Source organism: Arthrospira sp. PCC 8006 (genome assembly GCF_046480465.1).
Taxonomy (GTDB): domain Bacteria; phylum Cyanobacteriota; class Cyanobacteriia; order Cyanobacteriales; family Microcoleaceae; genus Limnospira; species Limnospira platensis.
Map to the genome: position 1 here is coordinate 1 of NZ_PKGG01000090.1, position 18696 is coordinate 18696.

Consider the following 18696-nt stretch of genomic DNA (forward strand, 5'->3'; position numbering starts at 1 on the left):
TTAAAATTAGCCCGATCGCTCAAATTAAATCCTGTCCCGTATTTATTAGCGATCGCCGCCTCCACCAATATCGGTTCCCTCGCCACCCTCAGCGGTAATCCCCAAAATATCCTCGTCGGTTCCTTTTCCGGAATTAGTTATCTACAATTCGCCCAGACCTTAACCCCCGTCGCCATAGTAGGTTTAGGGCTACAAATTGGCCTCTTATGCCTACTTTATCCAGAAGTGCGAATATCACATCCTCTCCCCTCAAATTCCCTCACTCAATCACCATTATACTTACATCGTCCCCTCCTGATTAAAACCATAATTGTCACCACTCTTTTATTAACCGCTTTTATCATCAATCTTCCCCTAGCAGAATCAGCATTTTTAGCCGCCGCCATATTATTGATTACCCGCAGGATTAAACCTCAGCGAGTCTTACAACAAGTAGACTGGTCATTATTAGTAATGTTTTCGGGACTATTTATCCTCACGTACTGTGTGCAATCTTTGCAACTGTTAAATCATCTGTCAACTTGGGTATCCTATCCCCTAGGTTTATTAGTTATTACCGCCTTATTATCCAACATAATTTCTAATGTCCCCACCGTCTTACTCCTACAATCATTTATTCCCCCAGATGCCACCTCAAGCTGGATTCTCCTAGCCGCCTCAGCCACTCTAGCCGGGAATCTCACCCTATTTGGTTCTGTAGCCAATCTAATTACCGTAGAAGCCGCCGCATCTGGAGGCGATCGCCTATCATTTTGGGAACACCTCCGTTTCGGCTTTCCCTTAACAGTCATAACATTAACGATTACTTACATTTGGGTGATCTTTTGACAGTCATCTGTGCTATACTCCAATTGAGCTAAACTGAGTGCATCTTAGTAGCCACTAATTCAACTAAAATCCTCGGAAATCAACCCCAATTAATAAGTATAAATACTCACCCTCTAACCATTGATTGATTGAGATAACTTATGGGATTGACAAGTAATTCTTACCTAAAACCATTGCTTTTTCACTATCCATAATGTGATAATGATTGAAAAAATATCAACCCGATGTTTAGGAGGGTGTATTAATGGATCATTATATAGCTTACGGACTTTTGTTAGCTTTGGTAAACGGCGCTATCTGTATCTCCATCCCCGCGTTAGTATCTTACACAAAGCGCAAAAGCCACCCCCAAGCCACCCCAGATGATGTCGCCGCCACAATCAACCTGAAAGAACTATTGTCTCAGGAAGCCAACTAGGAGAGCTTTTTTGAGTGACAGCCAAAAACCCGGCAATTTCGGGAGATAACCTAGGATTCGCAATGGCTTCTCAGGTTATCCCTGTTGTTTGGTCTGCTGATCGAAAGTCAATCAATCGCAGTAGAGAGTCTCGCGGGTATCGCGTCCTGTTACTGGATTTGTACCGTCCGCCACTTCACAAAGCAGTTGTTGCTGATCTCGACGCAACATGACATCAGTAAAATCAGCCCCAGTAATAATCGCCCCACGGAAATCCGCATTGTAGGCGTAGGCTTCCTCCAGCAAAGCATTAGTGAGATTAGCCCTAACTAACCGCGCCGTGTCTAGGGTAGCAAGACGTAAATCAGCAGACTCTAGGTTAACATCCTGCATTTTCGCCCCAAATAGGCTAACTCCCCGTAGGTCGGTATGACTGAAATTGCTACCCTGTAGGTTAGCAAAATCAAACTCGGAGTCCTTGAGGTCCTGTCCTGAGAAGTCCACACCTATCAGATTGCGTTTTTCGTAGTTTTCCGCGATCGCCGGCGATGTGGTAATARTAGCTATTAGTCCCCAACCCATCCCTAAAATTAAAGCGATCGCTGCTATACGCGAGAGAATTGTCCTATTGATTATCCTGGGAAACGAGAAACCCATACCTTTTGATCTATCTATCCAAAAATCTATATTGAGTTTACTGTAATGTCGCGTCATATAGGAACATTGGGAGAACAACTCGTCGCACAATGGTTACAACAAACGGGCTGGCAGATTTTATACCATCAATATCATTGTCGTTGGGGAGAAATCGACCTCATTGGTCATCGAGAAACCGCCCTAATTTTTGTAGAAGTCAAAACCCGCAGTCGAGGAAACTGGGACGCAAACGGTGCTTTAGCCATTACTGCGACCAAACAAGCCAAACTGATCCGAACCGCAGAACACTTTTTAAGCGCCCATCCCCATTTCAGTAATCATCCTTGTCGATTCGATGTCGCCCTAGTTAGATGTCAACACCAGAACCCAGCAACAAACAACCCGATCGCAGCATCACCTCAGATTGTGACACCAGGTAAATCCATTCATATAGAAGCCTATCAGCTTACCCTAGAAGACTATATCGAATCAGCCTTTCCCTGAGCGTGCATTAGCGAAACTTCCAGCAAAACAATCAAGTTAAACCTCAGGCTAAAGCCTCTGGACAATAGCCCAGACCCCTAACAAACTGAGTGCGGAATGTTTCAATATCCTCTCGATTTGGGCTACCATGAGAAACCACCGCCACCTGGTAGCGACGCATCACACTCAAGGGAGATTGTCCAGTTTCCAGAGCCCACAAAGCCATCTGAATACGAATGTCCGGTTCATAGGGAATCCCCAATTCGTACATAAAAGCCCTAAAATCACCATGTTGGTGGGGCGTTAAATACTCACTCATCTTAACTTTGATGATCCAGCCGTCAATTTGATGAATCACGGTCATAAACTTGACCGGAAGGTGAGTCTGACCCCTAAGAAAATCAACAACTCTCAGTGTTAAACTCGTGTTGGCAAGGTAGTATAGATATTCCATTCCATTGTTTCTCCCGCGTCTTCCTGTCTCCCCCCACCCGCTTGCAACTCCTAAATGGTTAAGGACTTGTTACCTGCTGCGGTGGTAACCCAATAGTGATCAGGGTATCGGTTACTAGCTTTCGAGTGTCCGGTGTTAGCTGTCAGCCGCAGGCTTTCAGAAAAATTCCTTACCCCCTGTTCCATTTTTCCTTATCCCCTGTTCTGTATTTCCTATTTTGACAAGGCTATACTTATATCATTGCGGGATATTACCCCTTTTAATAGGGGAAAATTACCCGTTCTGATCTGGGGGATTCTACCCAAGTTTACCTCAGAAAGCGCGATTTTAGTGTTGGGAATGACAGAAGTAGTGGACAAATTAGATAGAACTTTGCAGGGGTATGATTATGAATTACCTCCCGATCGCATCGCTCAAAATCCAGTAATCCCTAGGGACTCATCCCGCCTGTTAGTGGTGGATTCGCCCCAGTCCCATCAACACCGTTTATTTCGGGATTTACCAGATTTATTACAACCACAGGATTTACTGATTCTCAATAATACCCGCGTACTCCCCGCCCGTCTCTACGGTCGCAAGAGTCGATCGGCGGCGATCGAGATTTTATTGCTACAGGAGCAAGCCCCAAACTGTTGGTTAGCTTTGGTCAAGCCCGGAAAACGGTTTAAGATAGGCGATCGCCTCGAGTTTCAGTCCAAATCTGGCGGCGAAATACTTTATGCTACCGTTATCGATACTAACCCCAGTACGGGCGGAAGGTTGCTCAAGTTTGAGGTTCCCCAAGGCCAATCTTTGGTTTCTATTTTAGATCAATTTGGCGAAATCCCTTTTCCTCCCTATGTTACCGATTCTCAGGCTTTAGCCGAACAGTATCAAACTATTTATGGCGATCGCCCTGGGGCGGTGGCCGCACCTACAGCCGGGTTACACTTTACAGAACAACTATTTCAAAGACTCTCTCAGCAACACATTGATCACGCTTTCGTCACCCTTCATGTGGGCTTAGGAACTTTTCGTCCCGTGGAAGTTGAGGATATTACCACCCACCAAATGCACGCCGAATGGGTCGAATTGCCTCCCGAAACCGTCGAGAAAATCAATCAAACCCGCGCCCGTGGTGGTCGCATCATTGCCGTGGGAACTACCGTAGTGCGGACTTTGGAAGGTATAGCAGCCGCCCAAAATTCTGGCGATCGCTCTATTCAACCTTACTGCGGCGAAATTAACCTATTTATTTATCCCGGCTATCGCTGGCGGGTCATTGATGGACTGATTACTAATTTTCACCTACCGCGATCGAGTTTACTGATGTTGGTATCAGCTTTAATTGGTCGTGAAAGACTCATGAAATTATATCAGGATGCCTTAGAACAACCACCCAATGATTTCGGCAACCGATATCGCTTTTACTCTTTTGGTGATGCCATGTTGATTCTGCCAGCAGCCGTTCAAAAATAACCCCAAAGCCGGACATCAACAAAAACTGACATCCGGCTTTTCAACCAACATCCCCGGGTTATTCCTCGTCGCCCTCCTCATCATCTGTCGGATAGACGAAACTTGCAGACCGACCTGTAAGGACCGATTTACCTAGGGATAAGGCTTTTTCGGCTTGGACTCTAGCTTTGCGCTTCCAAGTCGCTTTTCGCATATTCCGCTTGGATTTAGAGGTTCGTTTCTTTGGAACAGCCATGACCAGATTAAACTCAAATTTAACAAGACAAACTCTGATTATATCACATTCGGCGACAATATGGCATCGGCTACACTCAACCCTCAACCCCCAANCCCCCAACCCCTCAGCTAAACCCCAACACCCAATTAATTGATAACTATTATGATTGAATGCCCTTAATGACGCGACCTGCAATTATTCCTAGGGAGTTTCCTAGCTGCTTTTTGATCCGCCATTTAGCAAAATCTTTATCGTATGCTTCTCCCTGAGTTTGATAGGCTTTCCAGGCTTGCAAACTCAATCCTAGACCCCATAATAAAGCGATCGTTAAAGCAAAAGCCATACCCTGGGTAGTCACCAGATTTAATAAAATTAGGAAAGAGTTAACGATCGCATATTTAACAGCATCTTGCCGTAATTTTTGCCGACGTTCCTGATTAAATACCTGTTTTTCGGTTAACTCCACTTTCCGAGTCTGCCATTCTAATTCCGCCGCCTGTAAATTTTCCGAGCTAATTCCCAACTCCATTGCCATTTCCTCCAACTGGGTGCGGGTGAGTTCCCCAGTTTCTTGACTGCGAGCCATAGCAATTTGTAGAATTTCTTGGGCATCTTCTTGTTGGATAGAAGTGGGACTGATGTTTGTATTTAGATTATTTTCCATAGCCAATGTCTTGATAAGTGTTCTGATAACTGCGATTTTAGCAAGTTTTGACTAATTTGAGCAGTCGCCACACTCCCCGATTATCCGAACACCAGAGATATATTCAGTTATACTATAGCTAAAATTACGGTAATTTACATGATCATATCATACATAATCCTGAAAAATTGGCGCAACTTTCGTGCCGTTGAGGTGGACTTATGCGATCGTATATTTATAGTCGGTCCCAACGCCTGCGGTAAGTCCAACTTTCTCGATGCTTTCAGATTTTTAAGGGATTTAGCCAAACCCGGCGGCGGTCTCCAAAAAGCCGTAGGCGATCGAGGTGGAGTTTCTAAAATTCGGAGTCTTTCCGCCCGCCGTTATCCTAATGTAGAAATCGAAATTCACCTATCCCAACCAAATGCCACAGCACCCCTTTGGAAATATGCCATAGGATTTAAACAGAGAAAAGGTGGCAAAAATGAACCAATTATTGCCTATGAAAGAGTCTGGCATCACCACCAACAAATTATCAATCGACCTGATGGAGATGATCAACGAGATGAGTTAAGACTTACCCAAACCTATTTAGAACAAATTAATGCCAATGCCCAATTTCGAGACATTGCCAAATTTTTAGAATCGATTTTATACTTACATATAATTCCCCAATTGGTTCGCCACCCCGAAGCATTTGCTACCCCCGGACTTTTCGAAGATCCCTTTGGCAGAACTTTTTTAGAAAGGGTAGCCAAGACATCAGAAAAAACCCGCAAATCACGACTAAAAAAAATTGAAGAAGCCCTCAAGTTAGCCGTACCCCAGTTAAAAAATTTAACCGATACTAAAGACGAAATGGGTGTCCCTCATTTAGAGGCTATTTATGAACATTGGCGACCCCAAGCCGGAAAACAAAGGGAAGACCAATTTTCTGATGGTACATTAAGACTCATTGGACTACTATGGTCTTTGTTAGAATCCGATTCCTTGTTATTACTAGAAGAACCAGAATTATCATTAAATTCGGGAATTATTAACCAGCTACCTCCCCTAATTTATCGACTACAACGATCCAAAAAACGGCAAGTTATTATTACTACCCATAGTGCCGATTTACTTTCAGACCAGGGTATTGGTGGCCAAGAAGTTATCTTAATGATACCTAAGCCGGAGGGAACCGAAGTTAAAATAGCTTCTAGTGATGACAACATTAGACTGCTATTAGAAGGAGGTTTAACTATAGCAGATGCTGCATTACCTCAGACAGTCCCCCCTCAAATTCAACAACTAAGTTTATTCCAATAAGTTGATATCAATGACAGATATTCCCATTAATTTAGCCTGTGAAGATATCCTGAGTGAGGCTGTGTTAAAAAAAATGATTCAGCATTCTCAACGTCCTTTTTTGATTGGTCATTGTTTTCACAAAAACGGATATGGTTATCTCAAAAAAAACTTGTGCGGATTTAATAATGCAGCCAAAGGAATGGCTTATTTAGTCTTAACTGATTTAGATAAATCTGAATGTCCATTGGCGATTATTAATGAATGGTTAAAATCTCAGCCCAAACATCCTAACCTGCTTTTTAGAGTAGCTGTGAAAGAAGTAGAATCGTGGTGACTGGCTGACCGAGAAGGATTTGCTAAATTTTTAGGTATTTCACCTAATTTGATTACCACGGATGTTGATGATATAGACGACCCGAAACAGTATTTAATCAACCTCTGTCGTAGATGCAGAAAAAAAGCCTTAAAAGATGCCATTGTACCCCCAGCAGAAAGCACTGCCAAAGTCGGTAAAGATTATAATAATCCACTGATTAAGTTTGTACAAGAATCATGGGCAATAGAAGGGGCTAAGGTTAATTCTGCTAGTCTCAGGCGGGCCATGGATGTAATCATAGCCTTTCAGCCTACATGGAATTAATACAGACTGATAACTCGGTTGAGCCAATTTTACCAAAATTTTACATATTTAGAGCAGCACTAGGACAAACCCTACATAATTGTTATGATATAATCATAGTAGATGATCACAGCACCCTCAATCCTTAATCAATTCATATAATTATGTTAAACTCCCATGGCAAAAATCACCCGGAATCGCAGTTTTCCCCCAAAGGTTCTCTGACCAGAAAAACCTTATTTCAGATTACTGTATGTGCAGTTTTAATAGTGACAGGTAGTGCGATCGCTAATTATATGCAAGCGATATCAGCATTGAGAAATCAGAAATTAACGCAACTAGAAGAGTCTGTGGTGGAAAGAGTAGCCAGAGAACAGCAAATCTTTGATTTAGCGGTTGATAATCATGCTATCCTGAAAGCCGAAATTCTGAGGGAATTTGCACAACCATCCCCCGCTAATTTAGAAGAGGAATTTAATAATTTATTCATCCGATACCCGGACGGGGTTATCCGTAACAACCCTGTCAATTTTGATGGTGAACGCCAGGCGGGAGTGTATATTGATAAATCCTTAGAAATCACCCCAGAAATTCGTCGGAAAGTCATTGATTTACAAAGGTTAATCGAATCCTACGGGAGGGCGTGGCATAATCGTTTTGACAGTACCTTCATTATGACCCCGGAAAATATTACAATTGTTTATTGGCCGGAAGTTCCTAATTATGTTAAAGAAGCTGATGCTAACTTTTATATGCCCCAAAAACCAGAGTATTTAGTCGCCACTCCTGAGAATAACCCGGAAAGAAAAACCGTTTGGACTACACCTTATTATGAACCAGTTAGTCAGCTTTGGTTAGTCACGGCTTCAACCCCCGTTGATTATAATGGTCAAACCATAGGAACTCTTGGTCATGACATCACCCTAAATCAGTTAATCGAAAGAACAGTTAATGTGCATATTGAAGGAGGATATAACCTAATTTTTAGAGGGGATGGTCAGTTAATCGCTCATCCCCACTTAATAGATAAAATTCAAGATAGCACTACCACGGTTAAGATCCAAAATTTGCAGGATAGTAACTTAATGAATATATTTAAATTAGTTACAAATGCTCCCCCAAATCAATACATAATACCTAATTATGAAGATAATCAATACCTGGTTTTTCGCCAAATGCCGGGTATTGACTGGTATTTTGTAACTGTTTTTCCTCGGTCAATTTTAATAAAAAAATCCGTAAATTTTGTGTTAGCAAATATCCTGATTGAAGTAATTTTACTATTATCATTAATGCTCCTAGTTTGGGTGGTTTTAAAACGACAAGTATCTGCACCATTGCAACAACTAATTAATGGGACTCAGAAAATTTCGGCAGGTAATTATAATGTGTCTATTCCAGATAATACACAGGATGAACTAGGTTGTTTGGCTCACTCTTTTAACCTCATGGCTGCTGAGATATCTACCAGAAGTCAAGAATTACAAGGAACACTACAAAATCAGAAAATGTTAGTGCATTCAGTCACTATAACTATGAATGAGTTAAACAGTTCAGCTAGGGGTTCCGCTGAACAGGCTTCTAAGGCAGCATTAGCGGCTAAACAGGTATTATATTTGATTAAAGGTTATCGGGAATCTGATGATAATTATTGCCAGGATGGCTTACAAGAAACGGTGAATAAACTTGCCTATAAAATCTCAGATTTAAGTAATAAAATTGTCAAAATTGGCTTAATATCTACTATAGTCAGTAATTTAGCTAATCAAACTAATATATTGGCTTTAAATGCTGCAGTTGAGGCGGTACAAGCTGACCAGAATAGTGGACAAGGATTTAATGTGATCGCCAATGAAATTCGGAAACTGGCTGATCAAAGTAAATCCTCAGCAGCAGAAATTAACAATTTAGTACATGATATTCAAAAAGCGATGAGTTCTACAGTCCGAGTCACAGAGGAAAGTAAAACCGGATTTAATGAGGTGGTTAATGGGATTAACAGTATAGTAGAAAATTCTCAGACTATTTCTCTCAATATTAATCAGCAATCAGTAGCTATTGAACAGGTTTTAGAGATGATGAATGATTTAAATTTAAATTATTAAATTATCCCCATATAAATCGGGTGAAATTTATGGGGAAGTCCAGAGGGTTTAGACCCATGAAAGATAAAATTTTTTTACAGACTTTCCACAAATTTCTTGATGGTTTCCCGATAGCGATCGCCTCCCATTTCTTTGACATGATTGTGATCAGCATCAGGAATCATCAGCAGTTGTTTGGGTTCAGGACAAGCCTGGTATAACTGCTCACTCATACTGGCGGTAACCAACTCATCAGCGGTCCCATGGGTGAATAAAATCGGCATTTTCAATTCCCGAACTTTCGCAAGAGAATCAAATCGTTGATGCAATAACCAATTAATTGGAAAAATCCGATATTGTTTCTTTACCTTGACCATATCGAGGATAGAAGTAAAGGAACTTTCGATAATCAATCCAGCAATTTGGGGGTGTTTCGTAGCCAATTCAATAGCGATCGCACCTCCCAAAGAATGCCCAAATACGACAATTTTATCAGGGGGGATGTTTCGAGAATTAACCAAATAATTAAAAGCTAACTCGGCATCTTCATAAACTCGTTGTTCACAGGGAAAGCGATCGCTACTACAACCATAACCTCGATAATCTATCAAAAACACGGAAAATCCCAGATGATGAAATTGTTTAGCATAGCCTAAATTGCCACCAATATTACTACTGTTCCCATGCAAATCCAAAATCACTATGTCGGAATCGCCAGGAATCCACCAACCATTAATCTGTTCACTTTCTGATGTGGAATCGGGTAATTTTAACCAAACCTCTTGATATAGCATCCCTAACAAATCGGGAGTTTTTTCAATGGTCTTAGATGGGAAAAAAATCAACCGATTTTGAAACAAAAGCAACCCGACACAAATAATGAGATAACTAACTATAGTCAGGACAGTGATAATTAAGATAGCTTTAGGGAACAATGAAATCATAGAATTAAATCTGATGTATATTTTTTCAAATTAATACCGATGCGCCGATCACGACTAGTAGATCTAAGCTAGATCTAGCGTCTTGCATCTTGTCAGACCCTGTTTTAAGATTACTAATAGCAAGTCGAGAGCCAAAACCAGGCCCTTATGGATGAGATAATTCCAACCACCCGACCCCACACTACTGTTATTTTAGCCATGAGTGCGGATGGCAAAATTGCTGATCTGATGCGATCGCCTGCCCGATTTGGCTCTAATGCTGATATCATTCACCTAGAACGACAAATTGCCCAAGCCGACGCTGTACTGTTCGGAAACGGCACTCTCGCCGCCTATGGAACAGCTTTAAGGGTGTCTTCAACGGAATTGTTAGGCGATCGGGAAAAAAACGGAAAACCCCCCCAACCGGTTCAAATAGTCTGTTCCGCATCAGGAAAAATTAACCCAACCCTCAAATTTTTTCAACAGCCTGTTCCCAAGTGGTTACTGACCACATTCTTAGGGGGTCAGCCTTGGAAACGATTTTCCGACCACTTCGACCAAGTGATCGTCGCGGACGACTCCAATGGAGTGATCACCTGGTCAGAAGCGTTACAGCAACTCAGAGACCGGGATATACAAAGACTAGCGGTCTTAGGCGGCGGTCAGCTAGTAGCATCTTTAATAGCCCACCATGCGATCGATGAGTTTCACCTGACCGTCTGTCCCCTAATTTTGGGGGGAACCACATCACCGACTCCCGTGGACGGAGAAGGATTTTTATCTCGCTTCGCACCCCATTTACAATTGTTGAGTGTCCAACAGGTAGATGATGAGGTATTTCTGCACTATCGGGTTAAATCTCCCCATTAAAATCGCTAGAATATCATAGCGCTTTTAATTTTCAGCATGAATACCTTACACTCAAATCAATCACCGTATTCGGTAGCTTGGATTAATCAAATTTCCGAAGTCCCTCAGTCGGAGTGGGATCGACTCGCCCAACCCCTGAAAACTCCGTTTTTTGAATGGGACTGGCTGCATAATTTGGAGGCTTCTGGTAGTGCGACGGGACAGGCGGGTTGGCTACCCAATCATCTGACAGTGTGGCGAGATTCTCAATTAGTCGCGGCAGCCCCATTATATCTCAAAGGTCACAGTCGCGGTGAGTTTGTCTTTGACCACCAATGGGCTGATTTGGCTTATCAATTGGGGATTGAATACTATCCTAAAATGTTGGGGATGTCGCCTTTTACGCCAGCAGAAGGCTATCGATTTTTAGTGGATCCCTCTGAGGATGAAGACGAAATTACGGGGTTAATGGTGCATGAAATAGATCGCTTTTGTATTAACCATAAAATTTCTGGCTGCCATTTTCTTTATGTGGATCGTCAATGGCAGTCTACTCTGGACAAACAGGGATTTACCCCTTGGCTACACCATAGTTATATCTGGCAAAATCAAGGATATAATAGTTTTGATGATTACTTAAAAATCTTTAATGCTAATCAACGCCGTAATATCAAACGAGAACGAAAAGCCTTAGACAAAGTGGGTCTACAAATGCGGATTGTGACGGGTGATGATATCCCTAAATCAATGTTTTCCCTGATGTATGATTTTTATGGGAGTACCTGCGATAAATTTGGCTGGTGGGGAAGTAAATATCTGACTCGGAAATTCTTTGAACAGTTACATCATGATTATCGTCACCGGGTGGTTTTTGTGGCGGCATATAATGAATTAGACGATCGCCAACCTATGGGGATGTCATTCTGTTTGACTAAAGGCGATCGCCTATATGGTCGCTATTGGGGAAGTTTACAAGATATCGATTGTTTACACTTTAATGCTTGTTATTATTCCCCTATTGAATGGGGGATTAATCACGGGATTCAATCCTTTGACCCTGGGGCGGGAGGACGACATAAACAGCGTCGCGGTTTTCCAGCCAGACCTAACTACAGTCTCCATCGTTTTTATGATGGTCGTCTCTCTCAAATTCTCCGCAACTATATTCACCGCATTAATGACATGGAAAAACAGGAAATTAACTACCTTAATCAAGATTTACCATTCACCGATAATAGCTTAACTAATTTTTCGGGATAGCCACGAGACCTCCCCCAGACTGGCTGTGGTTGGTCTTAACCCGCCATAGCCTAGTCGTCATAGTTAGTTAGAAAATATCCCCCCACAGATAGATAATAATTCCGACCAAATTTGCTATAATTTAACTGGTGTGCAAATCTATAAACAATAATTATGTCAAATTCCCCCAGATTGCAAGGAACTGATCTAGTAAATTGTGCGAAATCCAGTGCCAAACAGGGACTAGAGGAAGCTGCCCGCAATTGTGGATATGGAGAAGATATAGAAGCCTTCCAAAGCAGCTTAAAAAAGGCTTGTCATGATATGGGAATCAAGAACATTGAAACCCTCAGCGATCTAATTACCGATCGCCAAAAAATAGTGCAGCAAGGAGGGGTGGAAATTGCCCCAGACAGTGCCAGTTCCCTATAACTGCTAACTCAACCGGATAAATCCTAAATCCTCAGAAGTAAGGAATGGGATAGGTTCAGACTCCTACCCAGTCAATACTTCCATAGGTGCGCCATGAGTCTAGTTAAAAATTGTTTGCGTCCGGTGCAAGCTATAATAGCAGCCGGAGTAATCACCCTGTTATCTGTCAGTAATGCGATCGCCCTAATGGCGGAAGATATCGATCGCATCAGTCAGCACCCCGTACTGAAGTAACGGGGCTTCATGCCTCGGATTCCTCAGTTAGTTGACCAGTCTAAGCCTTAACTGGCTACGTTATTTAAGCCATGATACCTTGAGGTGCTTGCCAGCCTCTCGCTCTATCGTTAACTATTAAACATCTTTACAAGGGGTAAGGAAGTGTAGTTAGCCCAAAAAGCTTTTATAACATTGACGAGGCAAACTTTACCTGCTTTGCAGAGTTGGGGGCAACCATACCCCCACATTTTTAAGGTGACGAGCAATCAGAAGAGACGCAACAATGTCTAATCATGTTTTCGTTTTAGATACCAACCGTAGGCCCCTGACCCCCTGCCAGCCAGGGGTCGCACGGTCCCTACTCAAAGCCGGAAAAGCATCGGTATTTCGACGCTACCCATTCACCATTATTCTCAATAAGGAGGTTCATGGGAATCCTGAACCGATCGAACTCAAATTAGACCCAGGCTCTAAAGTCACTGGAATTGCCCTGAAGCAAGGGAATCGAATCATCTTTGCTGCCGAGTTGCAGCACCGAGGACAGCAGATAGTAGAAGCCTTGCGGTCTCGTCGGCAACTGCGACGTTCTCGACGAAACCGCAAGACCCAATATCGGCCGGCTCGGTTCTTGAATCGGACTCGTCCCCAGGGTTGGTTGGCTCCGAGCTTGCAGCATCGAGTCGATACCCTGATGACCTGGGTTAACCGATTCCGTAGACTTGCCCCAGTGGGCCGCATTGTTCAAGAGCTAGTACGGTTCGACCTACAATTGATGGAAAACCCTGAGATCTCAGGTGTTGAGTATCAGCAGGGAGCCTTACAAGGCTACGAAGTCCGGGAATACCTGTTGGAAAAGTGGGGCCGAACCTGTGCTTACTGTGGTGCTAAACATGTACCCCTTGAAGTTGAGCATATTCAGCCCCGGTCTAAGGGGGGCTCTGACCGGGTGTCTAACCTGACGATCGCTTGCCACTCATGCAATCAAGCCAAAGGCAATGGGGACATTCGGGATTTTTTATCGGGCCAGCCTGATGTCCTGAGTCGTCTTCTGAGGCAGGCCAAATCACCCCTTAACGATGCGGCTGCCGTTAACTCAACCCGATGGGCCTTGTTCAACGCTCTCAAAGCCACAGGAGTCCCAGTAACTACAGGAACCGGCGGACAAACGAAGTTCAATCGACTTCGGCTTAACCTACCTAAAGCTCATTGGCTTGATGCTGCCTGTGTTGGAGACGTCGAATCACTCGATATTGTCACGTCAAAACCGTTGCTGATTCTAGCGAAGGGGCATGGAACTCGTCGGATGTGCGGGACGAATAAGTACGGATTCCCCACTCGTCACCGCTCCAGGAAGCAAATTCACAACGGTTTTCAGACTGGCGATATCGTCACGGCTACGGTCACGGCCGGGAAGAAAATTGGCTCCTATGTAGGACGGGTTCTCTGCCGTGCCTCTGGCAGTTTTGATATGACCACCGCCTCGGGACGGGTGACAGGCATCAACCACAAATACTGCCAACCTATTCACCGAAAGGATGGTTACGCCTATGCTTGAAAGATTCACGGGGACTAAAGTCCCCCGGTCCCGTTTCCTCCCCGGTCTAAAGACACGGGGCTTCCACGCTCCCCAGAGGTTTACGTGATGACCAGCCTATTCCCGCCGCTTTGTCCATGTACCTCACCTACATCAACCTGTTTATCTTTATTTTGCGCTTACTGATTGTTCTTAATCGCGATTAAGTCCCAGGTTGATAACCACCGTTAATCTAAGCGATTATAACTACTTGTGAAATACCAGCCGTAGCCACTATTACCAGGCTACGGTTTTTTTGCACTTCCTAGGGGTAAAAAATTGGTTACTCCTAATTAGCCCATGGCTTTGGTAGAGTTGATATAACCGTAAATTCCGTAATTTTGCTCCTACTCACCCTCAGAAAATCCGTCAAAATTTCAGTAAAAATACTGAGGCGATTTAAATCAAAATCTGTTATTTATAGAATAGGACTCAATAGGAAACATCTTAAAACTCAATTAAGGATTCCAATTAACGCTCTTTTAGGTTGGGCGGTGAGTCAATAGGATTGGTGCTTCCTCCTGGTGGCTGAAGGGGGGTACCAATTCTTTTACTTGATAAATTAACCAGTTAAACCTGAATTTACAACTCCAGGGTTGAATATACCAAATATACCCTCTTGGAGTCTCATAAATGTTTAAACGTCCAAGGTGTGCCCCTAGCGGTAAGCCTAAAACCCTCGTTTTTATCGATCGCAATGTAGAAACACCCGAACAACTCCTAGATGGGGTCAAAGACGGCCAAGGAATTATTCTCGATCGCCATCAAGATGGGATAGCACAGATTTCGACTATACTATCTGATTATAGCAGTCTGGGTGAAAAAATTGCCCAGGTTCATATTTTGTCCCATGGCAGTCCAGGCTGTTTATATTTGGGGAATGGGGTTGTTAATAGCGATACCCTGAAAAGCGATCGCCTTCACAGTTGGCGCAAGGCTTTATCAGAAACAGCTACCTTATTCCTTTATGGTTGTCGGGTCGCCGCCGCCACCGGAACTAATTTTATCGAGCAGTTAGCAGAAATCACCGGCGCAACAGTCGCCGCCTCACAGGAAATTGTCGGTGCTGACTATTGGCATTTAGAATATTCTACCGCGACCGTTGAGTTAAATTTACCCTTTACCTCAAAAGCGATCGCTTCTTATCGGGGAACTTTCGGTACTATTACCGTCACCAATACCAATGATTTTGGGCCTGGTTCTTTACGGGAGGCGATCGCCAATGCCAGTGATGTGGATGTTATCACATTCGATAGCAGTTTGTCAAGTCAAACCATTAACCTTAGCCAACAATTAGTCATTGACAAAAGCATCACTGTTGACGGAGAATCTGCGTCAGGATTAACCCTGAGTGGCGGCGGAAATACTAGGGTTATTGAAATCCAAATAAGTCCTGATTTTATCCCTCCATCAGTCACCTTAAAACATCTAATTATTGCCGACGGTTTAGCCACAGGAGAAGGAGAAGATGGCGCTGGCGGAGGTATTCGCATGGCGAGTCGGACATCTTTAACCTTAGAAAATAGCCAAGTTAACAATAATCGTGACCAGTTTGCGGGGGGGATTTTCACCGGATTTAGAAGTAATACAACCATCATTAATAGCCAATTTGATGGTAATGATGGCACCGCTGGAGGAAGTGAACGGGGAGGGGGTGCGATCGCCACCAAAAGCGCCGGAACTCTGACAGTAATTGACAGCACATTTACCAACAATAAAGGCATCAATGGCGGCGCAATTAATCACCTGTTAGGGGACTTAACTATTGAGGGTTCAACTTTTCTCAATAATGACTCCACCCCTGGAGATTTAGGGGGTGATCCATCTGGTTTTGGCGGCGCAATTTTTACCGATGGTGCTAATGCTTCAGGCGAGACTTTTGGACCCGGACCAGTGGGGGGAGAAATTCGGATTAGCAATAGTTTAATTGAGGGAAATACAGGTGCTGGACAGGGTGGCGGACTGTTCTTATATGCTTATCCTCCTGACCGTGTTATCATCGAAAATAGCCAAATTATTAATAATGAGGTTGTCGAAAGTATTCGCGGACAGGCGTTAGGTGGCGGACTGCGACATGGTAATGCAGAGTTAACTATTAACAATACAACCTTTGCTAATAATCGTTCCCAAAGTCAAGGTGGTGGGTTGTGGATTGGAGAAACATCTCCAGTGACAATTACCAATACTACTATTTCCGAAAATCGCGCCGAATCAGCCGATGGAAGTGATGGCTTGGGGGGTGGAATTACCTTCGCCAATGGTACTAATCCCACCAATATTATCAATACTACTATTGCGAATAATTACGCAGGTGGTCAAGGCGGTGGCTTTTGGGGTGGTGGGGATAATGTGACTTTAACTAACACAATTTCCGCCTATAATGTAGCCAATAATCGCGGCAATGATTGGAATATAAACCATCACACAGGAACTACATATAATAATGGCGGTGGTAACATTCAATCAAATGAATTGAACCCTAACGATACTTTAATTACCAGTAACGTTACATTAACCGATCCACTGCTGGGAGATTTACAGGAAATTAATGGGGTATTAATTCATCCCCTTTTACCTGGAAGTCCAGCGATTGATGGCGGAATTGTTGTTAATACAGTTACCACAGACCAGCGGGGAGAAAGTCGTCCGGTGGATGGAGATAATAGTGGTACAGCAGAGTTTGATGTGGGTGCTTATGAGATGATTCCGACCATCAATGAACCCAGTTTAATTATTACTAATAATAATGATGGGGGTGAGGGTTCATTAAGGGATGCGATCGCCAACGCGCAATCAGGGGATACCATTACATTTGCATCTGAACTCACGGGGGGAAATACTATTACCCTGACGGGAGGACAGTTAGAAATTCCGGTGGGTAAAAACCTGATTATTGACGGGAATAATAATCCTAATCTGACTATCAGTGGGAATAACAGTTACCGAGTATTTTATGTTAATTCAACCTCAGCAAATCCCACCAGTTTAACCATTCAAAATCTGACGATCGCCAACGGATATACTCCCGAAAGGGGTGGGGGTATTGCGACCACACACCAAGGAATTTTAACAGTCGAAAATGTCACTTTTAACGACAATGTGGCTGACCAGGGTGGCGGCGCAATTTTTAGTGCCTTTGAGGGAAGATTGACGGTTAATCAAAGTTATTTTAATCGGAATAAAGCGGTCGCGGGGAATGACGAAAGAGGTGCGGGTGCGATCGCCTTTTGGGGACCCGATGAAATTACCGTAACCCATAGCGAATTTGTCGAAAATGAAGGCATTAATGGCGCGGCGATTAACAGCTTAAATGGTCGGTTAACGGTTGAAAATTCCCGGTTTATTAATAATACGACTACCGCCGCCTTTTACGACACTGGAAATGATAACCCTTCTTTACGGGGATATGGTGGCGCAATTTACACCGATCGCGCCAGTACATCTAGTAATGATACATCAGGAACTATTACCATTAGGAATAGTTTGTTTGAAGGAAATAGCGGACGAGGTGAAGGTGGTGCGGCTTATCTGTACACGGGAACCCAAGATAATGTCATCGTTGAAGCGAGCGTTTTTAAGGATAATCAAATTCTCCCCCTCCCCGGTGGAAATGGCGGAAATGGTGGTGCGATCGTTCAGATGAACAATGGCTTAAATCAAGGATTTGAAGTCATAAATACGGCTTTTGTTAACAACACCGCCACTAATCAGGGGGGTGGAATTTGGATGATGAATGCGCCGACTGTCATCACTAATAACACCTTTTCGGGAAACCGCGCCGAATCTTTGACGACCTCTGGAAATGGTGGTGCGATGGCTTTATATGGTCCTACTGAGATCATCAATACTACCATTGCGGAAAACTACGCGGGATGGGTGGGTGGAGCGATCGCCGCCTCTGCTGACCAAACGGTTACGGTCCGAAATACGATTTTCTACAATAATACTGCTGATAACGGTACGAATAATTGGGGAATTCAACAACACACTAACCGCGAATTAGTTGATGGTGGTGGTAACATTCAATGGCTGGAAAAACTCACGAACCTTGCTAATGATTATAACGCCACGGCTACGATTACTATCGCCGATCCTCTATTGGGTCCCCTACAACATCAAAACGAAACCTATTTCTATCCGTTATTAGAAGGAAGTCCGGCGATCGATGGTGGTGTCAATGCGGAAATATCCACCGACCAACGCGGCGAACCTCGTCCTATTGATGGTGATGGAAATGGAACCCTTGAATTTGATATTGGCGCTTATGAATTTTCAACTGTAGCTGAACCGGAACCTGAACCGACTCCTGAAGTTGAACCCGAACCGGAAGTCGAACCGGAACCGGAACCGGA

The 18696-nt window shown here is 43.5% G+C and carries 19 protein-coding genes; 14 read left to right on the forward strand and 5 right to left on the reverse strand.

Annotated features, from left to right (window positions below):
- Both B9T16_RS14270 and B9T16_RS14275 read left to right on the forward strand, forming a co-directional pair.
- On the forward strand, positions 1 to 828 hold an 828-nt coding region (locus tag B9T16_RS14270; RefSeq protein WP_410245082.1), incomplete at its 5' end, for an SLC13 family permease.
- 244 nt (positions 829 to 1072) lie between these two features.
- The gene (locus B9T16_RS14275) at positions 1073 to 1246 is read left to right on the forward strand and encodes a hypothetical protein (protein ID WP_014274662.1); all 174 of its coding nucleotides are present in this window, start codon (positions 1073 to 1075) and stop codon (positions 1244 to 1246) included.
- Positions 1247 to 1357: 111 nt separating this feature from the next.
- Here the strand turns inward: B9T16_RS14275 and B9T16_RS14280 are convergent, their stop codons facing one another.
- Positions 1358 to 1807 carry a pentapeptide repeat-containing protein gene (locus tag B9T16_RS14280; RefSeq protein ID WP_410245085.1) on the reverse strand — a complete coding sequence of 150 codons (450 nt, stop codon included), beginning with the start codon at positions 1805 to 1807 and terminating at the stop codon, positions 1358 to 1360.
- 120 nt (positions 1808 to 1927) lie between these two features.
- On the opposite strand from B9T16_RS14280, the gene B9T16_RS14285 reads away from it, so the two are divergent.
- Positions 1928 to 2365, forward strand: a complete 438-nt coding sequence (locus B9T16_RS14285) for a YraN family protein (RefSeq protein WP_006618709.1) — start codon at positions 1928 to 1930, stop codon at positions 2363 to 2365.
- A gap of 43 nt (positions 2366 to 2408) precedes the next feature.
- Here the strand turns inward: B9T16_RS14285 and B9T16_RS14290 are convergent, their stop codons facing one another.
- The gene (locus B9T16_RS14290; protein ID WP_006618710.1) at positions 2409 to 2798 is read right to left on the reverse strand and encodes a hypothetical protein; all 390 of its coding nucleotides are present in this window, start codon (positions 2796 to 2798) and stop codon (positions 2409 to 2411) included.
- A 339-nt stretch (positions 2799 to 3137) separates the two neighbouring features.
- On the opposite strand from B9T16_RS14290, the gene queA reads away from it, so the two are divergent.
- Complete coding sequence (gene queA / locus B9T16_RS14295) at positions 3138 to 4256, forward strand: tRNA preQ1(34) S-adenosylmethionine ribosyltransferase-isomerase QueA (protein ID WP_035735493.1); 1119 nt, start codon at positions 3138 to 3140, stop codon at positions 4254 to 4256.
- A gap of 58 nt (positions 4257 to 4314) precedes the next feature.
- On the opposite strand, the gene rpmF is transcribed toward queA, so the two are convergent.
- A complete protein-coding gene (gene rpmF, locus B9T16_RS14300; protein ID WP_006618712.1) occupies positions 4315 to 4491 on the reverse strand; it encodes a 50S ribosomal protein L32 in 177 nt (58 codons plus the stop codon).
- 142 nt (positions 4492 to 4633) lie between these two features.
- Entirely contained in the window at positions 4634 to 5137 is a 504-nt protein-coding gene (locus tag B9T16_RS14305; RefSeq protein ID WP_006618713.1) for a 2TM domain-containing protein, read from the reverse strand.
- Between the two features lie 138 nt (positions 5138 to 5275).
- Between B9T16_RS14305 and B9T16_RS14310 the strand changes: the two genes are divergently transcribed.
- From B9T16_RS14310 to B9T16_RS14325, 4 genes are all read left to right on the forward strand, one after another.
- On the forward strand, positions 5276 to 6424 hold the full coding sequence (locus B9T16_RS14310; protein WP_006618714.1) for an AAA family ATPase: 1149 nt from the start codon (positions 5276 to 5278) through the stop codon (positions 6422 to 6424).
- Between the two features lie 10 nt (positions 6425 to 6434).
- Positions 6435 to 6740, forward strand: a complete 306-nt coding sequence (locus B9T16_RS14315) for a hypothetical protein (protein WP_014274668.1) — start codon at positions 6435 to 6437, stop codon at positions 6738 to 6740.
- Between the two features lie 48 nt (positions 6741 to 6788).
- A complete protein-coding gene (locus tag B9T16_RS14320; RefSeq protein WP_014274669.1) occupies positions 6789 to 7046 on the forward strand; it encodes a hypothetical protein in 258 nt (85 codons plus the stop codon).
- Positions 7047 to 7189: 143 nt separating this feature from the next.
- A complete protein-coding gene (locus B9T16_RS14325; RefSeq protein WP_006618715.1) occupies positions 7190 to 9130 on the forward strand; it encodes a methyl-accepting chemotaxis protein in 1941 nt (646 codons plus the stop codon).
- A gap of 74 nt (positions 9131 to 9204) precedes the next feature.
- Here B9T16_RS14325 and B9T16_RS14330 read toward each other — a convergent pair whose 3' ends face one another.
- Positions 9205 to 10053 (reverse strand): alpha/beta hydrolase, encoded by an 849-nt coding sequence (locus B9T16_RS14330; RefSeq protein ID WP_006618716.1) that lies wholly within the window; start codon positions 10051 to 10053, stop codon positions 9205 to 9207.
- A gap of 147 nt (positions 10054 to 10200) precedes the next feature.
- On the opposite strand from B9T16_RS14330, the gene B9T16_RS14335 reads away from it, so the two are divergent.
- The 6 genes from B9T16_RS14335 to B9T16_RS14360 all read left to right on the forward strand — a co-directional run.
- Complete coding sequence (locus B9T16_RS14335) at positions 10201 to 10905, forward strand: RibD family protein (protein WP_410245083.1); 705 nt, start codon at positions 10201 to 10203, stop codon at positions 10903 to 10905.
- Between the two features lie 36 nt (positions 10906 to 10941).
- A complete protein-coding gene (locus B9T16_RS14340) occupies positions 10942 to 12144 on the forward strand; it encodes a GNAT family N-acetyltransferase (protein WP_006618718.1) in 1203 nt (400 codons plus the stop codon).
- 153 nt (positions 12145 to 12297) lie between these two features.
- Positions 12298 to 12555 carry a hypothetical protein gene (locus tag B9T16_RS14345; protein WP_006618719.1) on the forward strand — a complete coding sequence of 86 codons (258 nt, stop codon included), beginning with the start codon at positions 12298 to 12300 and terminating at the stop codon, positions 12553 to 12555.
- Positions 12556 to 12648: 93 nt separating this feature from the next.
- The gene (locus B9T16_RS14350) at positions 12649 to 12789 is read left to right on the forward strand and encodes a hypothetical protein (protein ID WP_157888675.1); all 141 of its coding nucleotides are present in this window, start codon (positions 12649 to 12651) and stop codon (positions 12787 to 12789) included.
- Positions 12790 to 13054: 265 nt separating this feature from the next.
- Positions 13055 to 14326 carry an RNA-guided endonuclease IscB gene (iscB, locus tag B9T16_RS14355; protein WP_014276798.1) on the forward strand — a complete coding sequence of 424 codons (1272 nt, stop codon included), beginning with the start codon at positions 13055 to 13057 and terminating at the stop codon, positions 14324 to 14326.
- 651 nt (positions 14327 to 14977) lie between these two features.
- Positions 14978 to 18696: DUF4347 domain-containing protein (locus B9T16_RS14360; RefSeq protein WP_410245084.1), on the forward strand; the 3719-nt coding region annotated here is incomplete at its 3' end.

Bases quoted from the DNA above. Each gene is read 5' to 3' on its own strand.
- B9T16_RS14275 (WP_014274662.1), top strand. From the start codon at position 1,073: ATGGATCATTATATAGCTTACGGACTTTTGTTAGCTTTGGTAAACGGC.
- B9T16_RS14285 (WP_006618709.1), top strand. From the start codon at position 1,928: ATGTCGCGTCATATAGGAACATTGGGAGAACAACTCGTCGCACAATGG.
- B9T16_RS14290 (WP_006618710.1), bottom strand. From the start codon at position 2,798: ATGGAATATCTATACTACCTTGCCAACACGAGTTTAACACTGAGAGTT.
- queA (WP_035735493.1), top strand. From the start codon at position 3,138: ATGACAGAAGTAGTGGACAAATTAGATAGAACTTTGCAGGGGTATGAT.
- rpmF (WP_006618712.1), bottom strand. From the start codon at position 4,491: ATGGCTGTTCCAAAGAAACGAACCTCTAAATCCAAGCGGAATATGCGA.
- B9T16_RS14305 (WP_006618713.1), bottom strand. From the start codon at position 5,137: ATGGAAAATAATCTAAATACAAACATCAGTCCCACTTCTATCCAACAA.
- B9T16_RS14310 (WP_006618714.1), top strand. From the start codon at position 5,276: ATGATCATATCATACATAATCCTGAAAAATTGGCGCAACTTTCGTGCC.
- B9T16_RS14315 (WP_014274668.1), top strand. From the start codon at position 6,435: ATGACAGATATTCCCATTAATTTAGCCTGTGAAGATATCCTGAGTGAG.
- B9T16_RS14325 (WP_006618715.1), top strand. From the start codon at position 7,190: ATGTTAAACTCCCATGGCAAAAATCACCCGGAATCGCAGTTTTCCCCC.
- B9T16_RS14330 (WP_006618716.1), bottom strand. From the start codon at position 10,053: ATGATTTCATTGTTCCCTAAAGCTATCTTAATTATCACTGTCCTGACT.
- B9T16_RS14335 (WP_410245083.1), top strand. From the start codon at position 10,201: ATGGATGAGATAATTCCAACCACCCGACCCCACACTACTGTTATTTTA.
- B9T16_RS14340 (WP_006618718.1), top strand. From the start codon at position 10,942: ATGAATACCTTACACTCAAATCAATCACCGTATTCGGTAGCTTGGATT.
- B9T16_RS14345 (WP_006618719.1), top strand. From the start codon at position 12,298: ATGTCAAATTCCCCCAGATTGCAAGGAACTGATCTAGTAAATTGTGCG.
- B9T16_RS14350 (WP_157888675.1), top strand. From the start codon at position 12,649: ATGAGTCTAGTTAAAAATTGTTTGCGTCCGGTGCAAGCTATAATAGCA.
- iscB (WP_014276798.1), top strand. From the start codon at position 13,055: ATGTCTAATCATGTTTTCGTTTTAGATACCAACCGTAGGCCCCTGACC.